The 13110-nt window shown below is 52.2% G+C and carries 11 protein-coding genes and 1 pseudogene; 11 read left to right on the plus strand and 1 reads right to left on the minus strand.

Translation table 11 applies throughout. The features are described from left to right. Positions 1-60 precede the first annotated feature (60 nt). Positions 61-855: a type I methionyl aminopeptidase gene (map, locus tag ACMGGM_RS17380; RefSeq protein WP_014882626.1), complete on the minus strand. Its 795-nt coding sequence runs from the start codon at positions 853-855 to the stop codon at positions 61-63. Positions 856-1176: 321 nt separating this feature from the next. Here map and rpsB point away from each other — a divergent pair, with 321 nt between their 5' ends. The 11 genes and pseudogenes from rpsB to lpxD all read left to right on the plus strand — a co-directional run bounded on the left by rpsB (position 1177) and on the right by lpxD (position 13040). Then, the gene (gene rpsB / locus ACMGGM_RS17385; protein WP_003856207.1) at positions 1177-1902 is read left to right on the plus strand and encodes a 30S ribosomal protein S2; all 726 of its coding nucleotides are present in this window, start codon (positions 1177-1179) and stop codon (positions 1900-1902) included. Positions 1903-2019: 117 nt separating this feature from the next. Beyond that, positions 2020-2871: a translation elongation factor Ts gene (gene tsf, locus ACMGGM_RS17390; RefSeq protein WP_014882627.1), complete on the plus strand. Its 852-nt coding sequence runs from the start codon at positions 2020-2022 to the stop codon at positions 2869-2871. A 150-nt stretch (positions 2872-3021) separates the two neighbouring features. Then, complete coding sequence (gene pyrH, locus ACMGGM_RS17395) at positions 3022-3747, plus strand: UMP kinase (RefSeq protein WP_045134604.1); 726 nt, start codon at positions 3022-3024, stop codon at positions 3745-3747. Positions 3748-3914: 167 nt separating this feature from the next. Continuing rightward, on the plus strand, positions 3915-4472 hold the full coding sequence (frr, locus tag ACMGGM_RS17400; RefSeq protein WP_014882629.1) for a ribosome recycling factor: 558 nt from the start codon (positions 3915-3917) through the stop codon (positions 4470-4472). A 95-nt stretch (positions 4473-4567) separates the two neighbouring features. Next, a complete protein-coding gene (ispC, locus tag ACMGGM_RS17405) occupies positions 4568-5767 on the plus strand; it encodes a 1-deoxy-D-xylulose-5-phosphate reductoisomerase (RefSeq protein WP_023332130.1) in 1200 nt (399 codons plus the stop codon). Between the two features lie 186 nt (positions 5768-5953). Further along, a pseudogene (gene ispU / locus ACMGGM_RS17410) lies at positions 5954-6711 on the plus strand ((2E,6E)-farnesyl-diphosphate-specific ditrans,polycis-undecaprenyl-diphosphate synthase). A gap of 12 nt (positions 6712-6723) precedes the next feature. Beyond that, positions 6724-7581, plus strand: a complete 858-nt coding sequence (cdsA, locus tag ACMGGM_RS17415) for a phosphatidate cytidylyltransferase (RefSeq protein WP_014882632.1) — start codon at positions 6724-6726, stop codon at positions 7579-7581. 11 nt (positions 7582-7592) lie between these two features. Then, positions 7593-8945 carry a sigma E protease regulator RseP gene (gene rseP / locus ACMGGM_RS17420; protein ID WP_014882633.1) on the plus strand — a complete coding sequence of 451 codons (1353 nt, stop codon included), beginning with the start codon at positions 7593-7595 and terminating at the stop codon, positions 8943-8945. A gap of 31 nt (positions 8946-8976) precedes the next feature. Further along, a complete protein-coding gene (gene bamA / locus ACMGGM_RS17425; RefSeq protein WP_014882634.1) occupies positions 8977-11394 on the plus strand; it encodes an outer membrane protein assembly factor BamA in 2418 nt (805 codons plus the stop codon). Positions 11395-11516: 122 nt separating this feature from the next. Next, positions 11517-12011 carry a molecular chaperone Skp gene (gene skp / locus ACMGGM_RS17430; RefSeq protein ID WP_014882635.1) on the plus strand — a complete coding sequence of 165 codons (495 nt, stop codon included), beginning with the start codon at positions 11517-11519 and terminating at the stop codon, positions 12009-12011. A gap of 3 nt (positions 12012-12014) precedes the next feature. Next, on the plus strand, positions 12015-13040 hold the full coding sequence (gene lpxD / locus ACMGGM_RS17435; RefSeq protein ID WP_045281026.1) for a UDP-3-O-(3-hydroxymyristoyl)glucosamine N-acyltransferase: 1026 nt from the start codon (positions 12015-12017) through the stop codon (positions 13038-13040). Positions 13041-13110 lie beyond the last annotated feature (70 nt).

Below are 13110 nucleotides of genomic sequence, written 5' to 3' on the forward strand. Positions count from 1 at the left end.
TGCGCCACCCATAAGAAAAAGCTATCGCCATTAAAAAAGCCGGCATTTGCCGGCTTCTTATCACTCAATGTTCGTCAGTATCGCCGGGATGGTGTCATCCTTGCGCAACGTCATAATTTCGCAGCCGTTGTCTGTTACCACAATAGTATGCTCGTACTGAGCAGACAAGCTTCTGTCTTTGGTTTTCACCGTCCAGCCATCTTTCATGGTGCGGATGCGGTAGTCACCGGCGTTGACCATCGGCTCGATGGTGAAGGTCATGCCCTTTTGCAGCACCACGCCGCCGTCATCGGCATCATAGTGCAGAACCTGGGGTTCTTCATGGAAAACGCGGCCAATACCGTGACCGCAGTATTCGCGCACGACGGAGAACCCTTCCGCTTCTACAAACTTCTGGATGGCAGCACCAATGGTACGCAGGCGAATACCCGGCTTAACCATTTTCAGCGCCAGGTACAGGCTCTCTTGTGTCACTTTGCACAGACGCTCGCCCAGAATCGTTGGCTTGCCGACAATGAACATCTTAGAGGTGTCACCGTGGTACTCGTCTTTAATGACGGTCACGTCGATGTTGACGATGTCGCCATCTTTCAGCAGTTTTTCGTCGTCCGGGATACCGTGACAAACCACTTCATTAATAGAAATGCAGACGGATTTCGGGAAACCGTGGTAGCCGAGGCAGGCGGAAACCGCGTGCTGCTCGTTCACGATATAGTCGTTACAGATGCGGTCCAGTTCACCGGTGCTGACGCCCGGCTTCACGAACGGTTCGATCATTTCCAGCACTTCCGCGGCCAGACGACCGGCGACGCGCATCTTTTCAATTTCTTCAGGTGTCTTAATAGAGATAGCCATGTAATCTGTCCATCGGTGTCGATTTTTTCGACAATACTAGTCTAAGTGTCGTCAATGGTATCAGTCAGGCACGCTCCGTGCCAAATTGAGAATCATTAACAGCACACTCCGCCAACAACTGTTGGTTTCTGGTCGTGTTTTGTGGTATAAAGCGCGCCGGACTTCCGATCCATCTCAGATACACAGGCTGGACGGGAGCGACAAATCTCACTTTGTGTAACAACACACACGTATCGGCACATATTCCGGGGTGCCCTTCGGGGTCGGTAATATGGGATACGTGGAGGCATAACCCCAACTTTCAATATAGAGGTTTTAAACATGGCAACTGTTTCCATGCGCGACATGCTCAAGGCTGGTGTTCACTTTGGTCACCAGACCCGTTACTGGAACCCGAAAATGAAGCCTTTCATCTTCGGCGCGCGTAACAAAGTTCACATCATCAACCTTGAGAAAACTGTACCAATGTTCAACGAAGCCCTGGCTGAGCTGAACAAGATCTCTTCCCGTAAAGGTAAGATTCTGTTCGTTGGTACTAAGCGCGCTGCAAGCGAAGCTGTGAAAGATGCTGCTAACAGCTGCGACCAGTTCTTCGTGAACCATCGCTGGTTGGGCGGCATGCTGACCAACTGGAAAACTGTTCGTCAGTCCATCAAGCGCCTGAAAGATCTGGAAACCCAGTCTCAGGACGGTACTTTCGACAAGCTGACTAAGAAAGAAGCGCTGATGCGCACTCGTGAACTGGACAAGCTGGAAAACAGCCTGGGCGGTATCAAAGATATGGGCGGCCTGCCAGACGCGCTGTTCGTAATCGATGCAGACCACGAGCACATCGCTATCAAAGAAGCTAACAACCTGGGTATCCCGGTATTCGCTATCGTTGATACCAACTCCGATCCGGACGGTGTTGACTTCGTTATCCCGGGTAACGACGACGCAATCCGTGCTGTTAGCCTGTACCTGAGCGCTGTAGCTGCTACCGTTCGTGAAGGCCGTTCCCAGGATCTGGCTTCTCAGGCGGAAGAAAGCTTCGTAGAAGCTGAATAATAAGGTTTTACCCCTTATTAGTACCGTGTATGAATAGGGGCCCATTACCGGCCCCTTTTTTCAATTTACACTGTTTGGCCCCCGGCCGGGCAGTTCACATCTCCCGAGGATTTAAGAATGGCTGAAATTACCGCATCCCTGGTAAAAGAGCTGCGCGAGCGTACTGGCGCAGGCATGATGGATTGCAAAAAAGCGCTGACTGAAGCGAACGGCGACATCGAGCTGGCAATCGAAAACATGCGTAAATCCGGTGCGATCAAAGCAGCTAAAAAAGCAGGCAACGTTGCTGCTGACGGCGTGATCATCACCAAAATCGACGGCAACTACGGCATCATTCTGGAAGTTAACTGCCAGACTGACTTCGTTGCTAAAGATGGCGGTTTCCAGGCATTTGCGAACAAAGTTCTGGACGCAGCGGTTGCTGGCAAAATCACTGACGTTGAAGTTCTGAAAGCACAGTTCGAAGAAGAACGTGTTGCGCTGGTTGCTAAAATCGGTGAGAACATCAACATCCGTCGCGTTTCTTCTCTGGAAGGCGACGTTCTGGGCTCTTACCAGCACGGTGCACGTATCGGTGTTCTGGTTGCGGCTAAAGGCGCTGACGAAGAGCTGGTTAAACAGCTGGCTATGCACATCGCTGCAAGCAAACCAGAATTCGTTAAGCCAGAAGACGTGTCTGCTGAAGTGGTAGAAAAAGAGTACCAGGTTCAGCTGGACATCGCGATGCAGTCTGGTAAGCCAAAAGAAATCGCAGAGAAAATGGTTGAAGGCCGTATGAAGAAATTCACCGGCGAAGTTTCTCTGACTGGCCAGCCTTTCGTTATGGATCCAAGCAAGTCTGTTGCTCAGCTGCTGAAAGAGCACAACGCTGACGTAACTGGCTTCATCCGCTTCGAAGTGGGCGAAGGCATCGAGAAAGTTGAGACTGACTTCGCAGCAGAAGTTGCTGCAATGTCCAAGCAGTCTTAATGATTGAAAAGGAGCCGCCTGAGGGCGGCTTCTTTTTGTCACCCGTCATAGGAAATCAGACAGGCTCCAGTATCGCTGTGCTGATTTGCGGCATATCATGTCGCCAGAATTAACTCCCATCTTAATCGTTGACAGTCTCAGGAAAGAAACATGGCTACCAATGCAAAACCCGTGTACAAACGCATTCTGCTTAAGCTGAGTGGCGAAGCGCTGCAGGGATCGGAAGGCTTCGGTATTGACGCAAGCATCCTTGATCGCATGGCACAGGAAATCAAAGAACTGGTCGAACTGGGTATCCAGGTTGGCGTGGTCATTGGCGGTGGCAACCTTTTCCGTGGTGCTGGTCTGGCGAAAGCGGGGATGAACCGCGTTGTGGGCGACCACATGGGTATGCTGGCAACCGTCATGAATGGCCTGGCGATGCGTGATGCGCTCCACCGCGCCTATGTGAATGCCCGCCTGATGTCCGCGATTCCACTGAATGGCGTATGCGATAATTACAGCTGGGCAGAGGCGATCAGCCTGCTGCGCAACAACCGCGTGGTGATCCTCTCCGCCGGTACGGGTAACCCGTTCTTTACGACCGATTCCGCTGCCTGCCTGCGCGGTATTGAGATCGAAGCCGATGTGGTACTGAAAGCGACCAAAGTAGACGGCGTGTTTACTGCCGACCCGGCAAAAGATCCTTCCGCCACCATGTACGATCAGCTGAGCTACGGCGAAGTGCTGGAAAAAGAGCTGAAAGTGATGGATCTTGCCGCCTTCACGCTGGCTCGCGACCACAAACTGCCGATCCGTGTCTTCAACATGAATAAGCCTGGCGCACTGCGTCGCGTGGTCATGGGCGAAAAAGAAGGCACTTTGATCGCGGAATAATTTCCGTCGGCGATAAATACAGGTAAGATTCCGCTTTATTTTGTAGTGGTATCTTACCCGGGCGCGCCTTTGGCGTTGTCATGAATTAAACGCGACTATACTTAGCACACCTGTAGCGCTGTGCTGGCGGATAGTCTGCCTGAGACAAGTTTTCAAGGATTCGTAACGTGATTAACGACATCAGAAAAGATGCTGAAGTACGCATGGAAAAATGCGTAGAAGCGTTCAAAACCCAAATCAGCAAAATCCGTACTGGCCGTGCTTCCCCAAGCCTGCTGGATGGCATCATCGTGGAATACTACGGTACGCCAACCCCTCTGCGTCAGCTGGCGAGCGTGACGGTAGAAGATACCCGTACGCTGAAAATCAACGTGTTCGATCGCTCTATGAGCCCGGCGGTTGAGAAAGCGATCATGGCCTCTGACCTCGGTCTGAACCCAAGCTCTGCCGGTTCTGATATCCGCGTTCCACTGCCTCCACTGACGGAAGAGCGTCGTAAAGATCTGATCAAAGTGGTGCGTGGCGAAGCTGAGCAGGGTCGCGTATCCGTGCGTAACGTTCGCCGCGATGCGAACGATAAAGTGAAAGCACTGCTGAAAGAAAAAGAGATCAGTGAAGATGACGATCGTCGTTCTCAGGACGACATTCAGAAAATGACCGACGCAGCGATCAAGAAAATTGATGCGGCGCTGGCAGATAAAGAAGCGGAACTGATGCAGTTCTGATTTCTGTCGTACACTGATAAACGCCGTTCAGAGGGACTTCGGGTCTTGCTGGCGGCGTTTTGCTTTTATCTGGTCTAACTTTTTTCGGGCATCCCATGAAGCATTTAACTCTCCTTGGCTCAACCGGCTCTATCGGTTGCAGTACTCTCGACGTCGTCCGCCACAATCCTGAACATTATACCGTGACCGCGCTGGTCGCCGGTAAGAACGTGCAGCGCATGGTCGAGCAGTGCCTGGAGTTTATGCCACGTTATGCGGTTATGGATGACGATGAGAGCGCGCGTCAGCTGAAAACTCTGCTGCTTGAGAAGGGCAGTCGAACCGAGGTGCTGAGTGGGTCGCAGGCGGCCTGCGACATGGCGGCGCTGGATGAGGTTGACCAGGTCATGGCGGCCATTGTCGGTGCGGCCGGGTTGCTGCCGACGCTTGCGGCAATAGATGCGGGTAAAGATGTTCTGCTGGCCAACAAAGAGTCGCTGGTGACCTGCGGACGCCTGTTTATGGACGCGGTGAAGCAGCGCGGGGCGCGTCTTTTGCCGGTCGACAGCGAGCACAACGCCATTTTTCAGAGTTTACCGCAACCTTTTCAACAGAACCTGGGGTACGCTGACCTGGAGCAGAATGGCGTCGTGTCGATTCTGCTTACCGGGTCTGGTGGCCCGTTCCGTGAAACGCCACTGTCTGAACTGAGCGCAATGACGCCGGATCAGGCGTGTCGTCATCCGAACTGGTCAATGGGACGTAAAATCTCCGTTGACTCCGCCACCATGATGAATAAAGGTCTGGAATACATTGAAGCTCGCTGGCTGTTTAATGCGTCAGCGAAACAGATGGAAGTTCTGATTCACCCGCAATCGGTCATTCACTCGATGGTTCGCTATCAGGATGGCAGCGTGCTGGCACAGCTGGGCGAGCCGGATATGCGTACGCCCATCGCCCATACAATGGCGTGGCCAAACCGGGTGAAATCGGGCGTGAAGCCGCTTGATTTTTGTAAGCTAAGTTCCCTGACGTTCAGTGAACCCGATTACGATCGCTATCCTTGTCTGAAGCTTGCGATGAACGCCTTCGACCAGGGACAGGCGGCGACGACGGCACTGAATGCAGCCAACGAAATTACCGTTGACGCATTTCTGCATCAGCAAATCCGCTTTACCGATATCGCAACGTTGAATTTATCGGTACTGGAAATAATGGATTTGCGTGAGCCTCAAAGTGTGGAAGAGGTACTGGCGGTCGATGCTGCTGCACGTGATATTGCGCGTAAACAGGTGAGCCGCCTCGCAAGCTGGTGATAAAGCAAGCACTAGTCGTCGTGCTATTTGTTAGCTTTGGGCTTCAGTGATATAGTCTGCGCCACCTGATCGCAGGAATTTGACTTTATGTGGTCAGGTAAGCCGTGGTTTGACACGGCTTTTTTATGTACAGGCTTAAGTATTCCTGAGTACCGTTAAATCCTTTTCAGGGACAAAAAACGCGTTATGTTGTCTGCGAATCAACCAATAAGCGAAAACTTGCCAGCTCATGGCTGCCGTCATGTAGCAATCATTATGGATGGCAATGGCCGCTGGGCGAAAAGACAAGGGAAGATACGAGCCTTTGGGCATAAAGCAGGGGCGAAATCCGTTCGCCGCGCCGTTTCTTTTGCCGCGAATAACGGCATTGATGCGTTAACGCTCTATGCTTTTAGCAGTGAAAACTGGAATCGACCGCCGCAGGAAGTGACTGCGTTGATGGAACTGTTTGTGTGGGCGCTCGACAGCGAAGTAAAAAGCCTGCACCGCCACAACGTCCGCCTGCGTATCATTGGCGATACCAGTCGTTTTAACTCACGTTTGCAGGAACGGATTCGTAAAGCAGAAGCGCTGACTGAAAATAATACCGGTCTGACGCTCAATATCGCGGCGAATTACGGCGGACGCTGGGATATTATCCAGGGCGTTCGGCATCTGGCCGAACAGGTTCAGGAAGGGCTGTTGAGACCCGACCAGATTGATGAAGAGGCGCTGAGCAAGCAAATCTGCATGAATGAGCTGGCACCTGTGGATTTGGTAATTAGGACAGGGGGGAACATCGCATAAGTAACTTTTTGATATGGCAAATTGCCTATGCCGAACTTTACTTTACAGATGTTCTTTGGCCCGATTTTGATGAACAAGACTTTGAAGGTGCGCTGCATGCCTTTGCCAATCGAGAGCGTCGTTTCGGCGGCACCGAGCCAGGTGGCGACAACGCCTGATGGGGGTAGCTTTTGCTGAAGTATCGCCTGATTTCCGCTTTTGTATTAATACCCATTGTTATTGCGGCGCTGTTTTTACTGCCCCCGGTGGGATTCGCTATTGTCACGCTGGTGGTCTGCATGCTCGCGGCGTGGGAATGGGGACAGTTTAGCGGCTTTACCTCGCGCAATCAGCGAGTATGGCTTGCGGTACTCTGTGGCTTTATTCTGGCCATAATGCTGTTTACGTTGCCTGAATATCACCACGATATTCATCAGCCGCTGGTTGCCGGTTCCTTGTGGATATCGCTGGCCTGGTGGGTGGCGGCATTGCTGTTAGTTCTTTTTTATCCAGGCTCTGCGGCGTTATGGCGTAATTCAAAAGTGTTGCGACTCATTTTTGGTCTGCTCACCATTGTGCCTTTTTTCTGGGGGATGGTCGCGCTACGCGCCTGGCACTATGACGAAAACCACTATAGCGGTGCGATCTGGCTGCTTTATGTGATGATTCTCGTCTGGGGGGCTGACTCCGGGGCCTATATGTTTGGTAAACTGTTCGGCAAACATAAACTGGCGCCGAAGGTGTCTCCAGGGAAAACCTGGCAAGGATTCATCGGCGGCTTGTTTACGGCTGCAGTTATCTCCTGGGGCTATGGCGTCTGGGCGGATCTGGCAGTGGCTCCGTCAATACTGCTGGTATGCTCTATTTTTGCAGCGCTTGCCTCAGTGCTCGGTGATTTAACCGAAAGTATGTTTAAGCGTGAAGCAGGGATTAAGGACAGCGGACATCTGATTCCAGGGCATGGCGGTATACTGGATCGCATTGACAGCCTGACAGCGGCTGTTCCAGTGTTTGCTTGCCTGCTTTTACTGGTATTCGGGACGATTTAACGGAAGGTTTTATGCTGAGCATTCTCTGGAATCTGGCGGCGTTCATTGTTGCACTGGGTGTGCTGATTACCGTGCATGAATTTGGCCATTTCTGGGTTGCTCGCCGTTGTGGTGTGCGGGTAGAGCGATTCTCCATTGGTTTTGGCAAATCACTCTGGACGCGCACCGACCGTCACGGCACGGAATTTGTCATTGCACTTATCCCGCTTGGCGGCTACGTCAAAATGCTCGACGAACGCGTCGAGCCTGTCGCACCCGAGCTGCGACACAGTGCGTTTAACAACAAAACCGTTGGACAACGCGCTGCCATCATCGCTGCCGGACCGGTAGCCAACTTCATCTTTGCAATTTTCGCTTACTGGCTGGTGTTTATTATCGGCGTCCCTGGCGTGCGTCCGGTGGTGGGGGAAATTGCGCCCAACTCTATCGCGGCGAATGCGCAAATTACGTCCGGGATGGAACTTAAAGCGATTGATGGCATCGAAACCCCTGATTGGGATGCCGTGCGACTGCAACTGGTAGCCAAAATTGGCGATGCGCAGACAACCCTCAGCGTATCGCCGTTTGGGTCAGACGCGCGTCAGGACAAAGTACTGGATTTACGCCACTGGCGTTTCGAGCCCGATAAAGAAGATCCCGTCGCAGCGCTGGGTATTCGTCCCCGCGGTGCGCAGATTGAGCCGGTATTAGCTGAAGTCCAGCCAAATTCGGCGGCGAGCAAAGCGGGTTTGCAAGCGGGCGACAGGATCGTTAAAGTCGATGGTCAACCATTAACAGAGTGGATGACCTTTGTTACTCTGGTGCGCGATAATCCGGGGACGTCCCTCGCGCTGGAAGTTGAAAGGCAAGGCAGTCCGCTTTCGCTGACGCTGATCCCGGATACGAAGTCGGTCGGCAAAAAGGCAGAAGGGTTCGCAGGCGTTGTGCCAAAAGTGATCCCGCTGCCAGATGAGTACAAGACAATACGCCAGTATGGGCCGTTCAGCGCCATCCTTGAAGCCACGGATAAAACATGGCAACTGATGAAGCTGACGGTCAACATGTTGGGGAAATTGATAACCGGTGATGTGAAACTGAACAACCTCAGTGGGCCAATCTCGATTGCTCAGGGGGCTGGGATGTCAGCGGAATTCGGGGTGATTTACTATCTCATGTTCCTCGCGCTCATTAGCGTGAACCTTGGGATAATCAACCTGTTCCCGCTTCCCGTGTTAGACGGGGGTCATCTGCTGTTTTTAGCGATTGAAAAGCTAAAAGGCGGACCGGTATCCGAGCGAGTTCAAGACTTTAGTTACCGCATCGGCTCGATTTTGCTGGTGCTGTTAATGGGGCTTGCACTTTTCAATGATTTCTCTCGGTTGTAAGAGAGTTAGTTAGGAAGAACGCATAATAACGATGGCGATGAAAAAGTTGCTCATAGCGTCGCTGCTGTTTAGCAGCGCCACCGTATACGGTGCTGACGGGTTCGTAGTGAAAGACATTCATTTCGAAGGCCTTCAGCGTGTCGCCGTTGGTGCGGCCCTCCTCAGTATGCCTGTGCGCCCCGGCGATACGGTTAATGATGAAGATATCAGTAACACCATCCGTGCTCTGTTTGCCACCGGCAACTTCGAGGATGTCCGCGTCCTGCGCGATGGTGATACGCTGCTGGTACAGGTAAAAGAACGTCCAACGATCGCCAGTATCACTTTCTCCGGTAACAAGTCGGTGAAAGATGACATGCTCAAGCAAAACCTTGAAGCATCCGGTGTTCGTGTGGGGGAATCTCTGGACCGCACAACCCTTTCAGACATTGAAAAAGGTCTGGAAGACTTCTACTACAGCGTCGGTAAATACAGTGCCAGCGTGAAAGCGGTGGTTACGCCGCTCCCACGTAACCGTGTTGACCTGAAGCTGGTCTTCCAGGAAGGTGTTTCCGCGAAGATCCAGCAGATCAACATCGTGGGTAACCACGCGTTTAGCACCGACGAACTGATCTCCACTTTCCAGCTGCGCGATGAAGTGCCGTGGTGGAACGTGGTTGGCGATCGTAAATACCAGAAACAGAAACTGGCGGGGGATCTCGAAACCCTGCGCAGCTACTATCTGGATCGCGGTTACGCCCGTTTCAACATCGACTCGACTCAGGTCAGTCTGACGCCGGACAAGAAAGGTATCTACATCACGATTAACATCACTGAAGGCGATCAGTACAAGCTTTCCGGTGTTGAAGTCAGTGGTAACCTGGCCGGGCATTCAGCTGAAATTGAAGCGCTGACTAAAATTCAGCCGGGCGATCTGTACAGCGGTTCTAAAGTCACCAAAATGGAAGACGGCATTAAGAAGCTGCTCGGCCGCTATGGTTATGCTTACCCGCGTGTACAAACACAGCCGGAAATCAACGACGCGGATAAAACCGTTAAGCTGCATGTTAACGTTGATGCGGGTAACCGTTTCTACGTACGTAAGATCCGCTTCGTCGGTAACGATACCTCCAAAGACTCCGTTCTGCGTCGCGAAATGCGTCAGATGGAAGGGGCATGGTTGGGTAGCGACCTCGTTGACCAGGGTAAAGAGCGTCTGAACCGTCTGGGCTATTTCGAAACCGTGGACACGGAAACGCAGCGTATACCCGGCAGCCCGGATCAGGTTGATGTCGTGTATAAGGTGAAAGAGCGTAACACCGGTAGCTTCAACTTCGGTGTGGGCTACGGTACTGAAAGTGGCGTGAGCTTCCAGGTTGGCGTCCAGCAGGATAACTGGCTGGGTACAGGTTACTCTGTCGGTATTAACGGCACCAAAAACGACTACCAGACCTACTCTGAGTTCTCTGTTACCAACCCATACTTCACCGTTGACGGTGTAAGCCTGGGCGGTCGTATCTTCTATAACGACTTTAAAGCAGACGACGCGGATCTCTCCTCCTATACCAACAAGAGCTATGGTGTAGACGGAACGCTCGGCTTCCCGGTTAACGAATATAACACCCTGCGTGCGGGCTTAGGTTACGTGCATAACGACCTGTCCAACATGCAACCTCAGGTGGCGATGTGGCGTTATCTGGACTCTATTGGCCAGTCTGCGAGTAAAACCGGCGATAACAATGGTTTTGCTGCGGATGACTTCACCTTCAACTACGGCTGGACCTATAACCGCCTCGACCGTGGTTACTTCCCAACGGAAGGTTCTCGCGTCAACCTGAACGGTAAAGTGACCGTTCCGGGCTCTGACAATGAGTTCTACAAGGTAACCCTGGATACCGCGTCCTACTTCCCAATTGATGATGACCACAAGTGGGTCGTTCTGGGTCGTACCCGTTGGGGCTATGGTGATGGTATCGGCAGTAAAGAGTTGCCGTTCTACGAGAACTTCTACGCGGGTGGTTCCAGCACCGTGCGTGGCTTCCAGTCCAACAACATTGGTCCGAAAGCGGTTTACTACGGCGGTAACGATAAAGATAACTGCTATAAATCTTCATCTTCCGAAGTGTGTAGCTCTGATGATGCAGTGGGCGGTAACGCCATGGCCGTGGCGAGCCTCGAGTTCATCACACCAACGCCGTTTATCAGTGATAAATACGCGAACTCCGTCCGTACGTCCTTCTTCTGGGATGCCGGTACGGTGTGGGACACCAACTGGCAGAATACTGCACAGATGCGTGATGCTGGCGTTCCGGACTACAGCGATCCGAGCAATATTCGCATGTCTGCTGGTATCGCATTACAATGGATGTCACCGCTGGGACCGTTGGTCTTCTCTTACGCCCAGCCGTTTAAGAAATACGATGGAGACAAAGCGGAGCAATTCCAGTTTAACATTGGTAAAACCTGGTAATAATCCGCTGCAAAGGAATGCGTTGGCAGTGTAGCGCTGACAACCGGCGATCGGTAAAACGGTCGCCTTGCCACGCAAAGAACGGTACCTTCTGGTGCCAATGGGATGGTAAGGAGTTAATTGTGAAAAAGTGGTTATTAGCTGCAGGTCTCGGTTTAGCGATGGCAACTTCTGCTCAGGCAGCAGACAAAATCGCAATCGTCAACATGGGTAATTTGTTCCAGCAGGTTGCACAGAAAACGGGTGTTTCTGCAACACTGGAAAACGAATTCAAAGGCCGTGCGAGCGAACTGCAGCGTATGGAAGGCGATCTTCAGTCCAAAATGCAGCGTCTGCAGCGTGATGGTTCTACCATGAAAGCAAGCGATCGCAGCAAACTGGAAAAAGACGTTATGGCTCAGCGCCAGACCTTCTCTCAGAAAGCGCAGGCTTTCGAGCAGGATCGTCAGCGTCGTTCTAACGAAGAGCGTGGCAAGCTGGTCACTCGCATTCAGACTGCTGTTAAAGCAGTGGCTGCCGATCAGAGCATCGATCTGGTTGTTGATGCGAATGCCGTTGCTTTCAACAGCAGCGATGTTAAAGACATCACCGCTGATGTTCTGAAACAGGTTAAATAAGTAATGCCTTCAATTCGACTGGCTGATTTAGCTCAGCAGTTGGATGCAGAATTACACGGTGATGGCGATATCGTCATCACCGCTGTTGCGTCCATGCAATCTGCTAAAGCTGGCACGATTACCTTCATGGTAAGCCCTAAGTACCGTGAACAACTGGCTCAATGCCAGGCGTCAGCTGTTGTTCTGACGCAGGACGATCTTCCCTTTGCCACTGGAAGTGCACTGGTAGTGAAAAATCCCTACCTGACGTATGCACGCATGGCTCAAATTCTTGATACCACGCCGCAGCCGGCTCAGAACATTGCTGCCAGTGCAGCAATCGATCCGACGGCTAAGCTTGGTAACAATGTTGCCGTTGGTGCGAATGCGGTTATCGAGTCTGGCGTTGTGCTGGGTGATAACGTCGTGATTGGCCCGGGGTGCTTCGTTGGGAAAAATACGAAAATCGGCGCAGGAACCCGTTTATGGGCCAATGTGTCCGTTTATCATGAAGTTGAAATCGGCGAAAATTGCCTCGTCCAGTCCAGCACCGTGATTGGTTCTGATGGCTTTGGTTACGCGAACGATCGCGGTAACTGGGTTAAGATCCCGCAGCTTGGTCGCGTTATTATTGGCGATCGCGTGGAGATTGGGGCCTGTACCACGATCGACCGTGGTGCACTCGACGACACGGTCATTGGCAATGGTGTTATCATCGATAACCAGTGCCAGATTGCGCATAACGTTGTGATTGGCGACAATACCGCAGTTGCGGGGGGCGTCATCATGGCGGGCAGCCTGAAAATTGGTCGTTATTGCATGATTGGCGGTGCGAGCGTGATTAATGGCCACATGGAAATATGCGACAAGGTGACGGTGACAGGCATGGGCATGGTAATGCGTCCGATCACTGAACCTGGCGTCTATTCCTCGGGCATTCCGCTGCAACCCAACAAGGTATGGCGTAAAACAGCAGCACTGGTGATGAACATTGATGATATGAGCAAGCGACTCAAGTCTCTTGAGCGTAAGATCGATCAACAAGACTAAACGTCACCCGTTTAACGCTATCTTTCCCGGCCTGTCGGCTTTCTAATAAACCGGCAGGCCGTGTTATTAT

Source organism: Enterobacter sp. BNK-14, assembly GCF_047456095.1.
GTDB classification, from domain to species: Bacteria; Pseudomonadota; Gammaproteobacteria; order Enterobacterales; family Enterobacteriaceae; genus Enterobacter; species Enterobacter kobei.

Coding starts and splice junctions, on each gene's coding strand:
- map (WP_014882626.1), bottom strand. CDS start 855: ATGGCTATCTCTATTAAGACACCTGAAGAAATTGAAAAGATGCGCGTC.
- rpsB (WP_003856207.1), top strand. CDS start 1,177: ATGGCAACTGTTTCCATGCGCGACATGCTCAAGGCTGGTGTTCACTTT.
- tsf (WP_014882627.1), top strand. CDS start 2,020: ATGGCTGAAATTACCGCATCCCTGGTAAAAGAGCTGCGCGAGCGTACT.
- pyrH (WP_045134604.1), top strand. CDS start 3,022: ATGGCTACCAATGCAAAACCCGTGTACAAACGCATTCTGCTTAAGCTG.
- ispC (WP_023332130.1), top strand. CDS start 4,568: ATGAAGCATTTAACTCTCCTTGGCTCAACCGGCTCTATCGGTTGCAGT.
- rseP (WP_014882633.1), top strand. CDS start 7,593: ATGCTGAGCATTCTCTGGAATCTGGCGGCGTTCATTGTTGCACTGGGT.
- bamA (WP_014882634.1), top strand. CDS start 8,977: ATGGCGATGAAAAAGTTGCTCATAGCGTCGCTGCTGTTTAGCAGCGCC.
- lpxD (WP_045281026.1), top strand. CDS start 12,015: ATGCCTTCAATTCGACTGGCTGATTTAGCTCAGCAGTTGGATGCAGAA.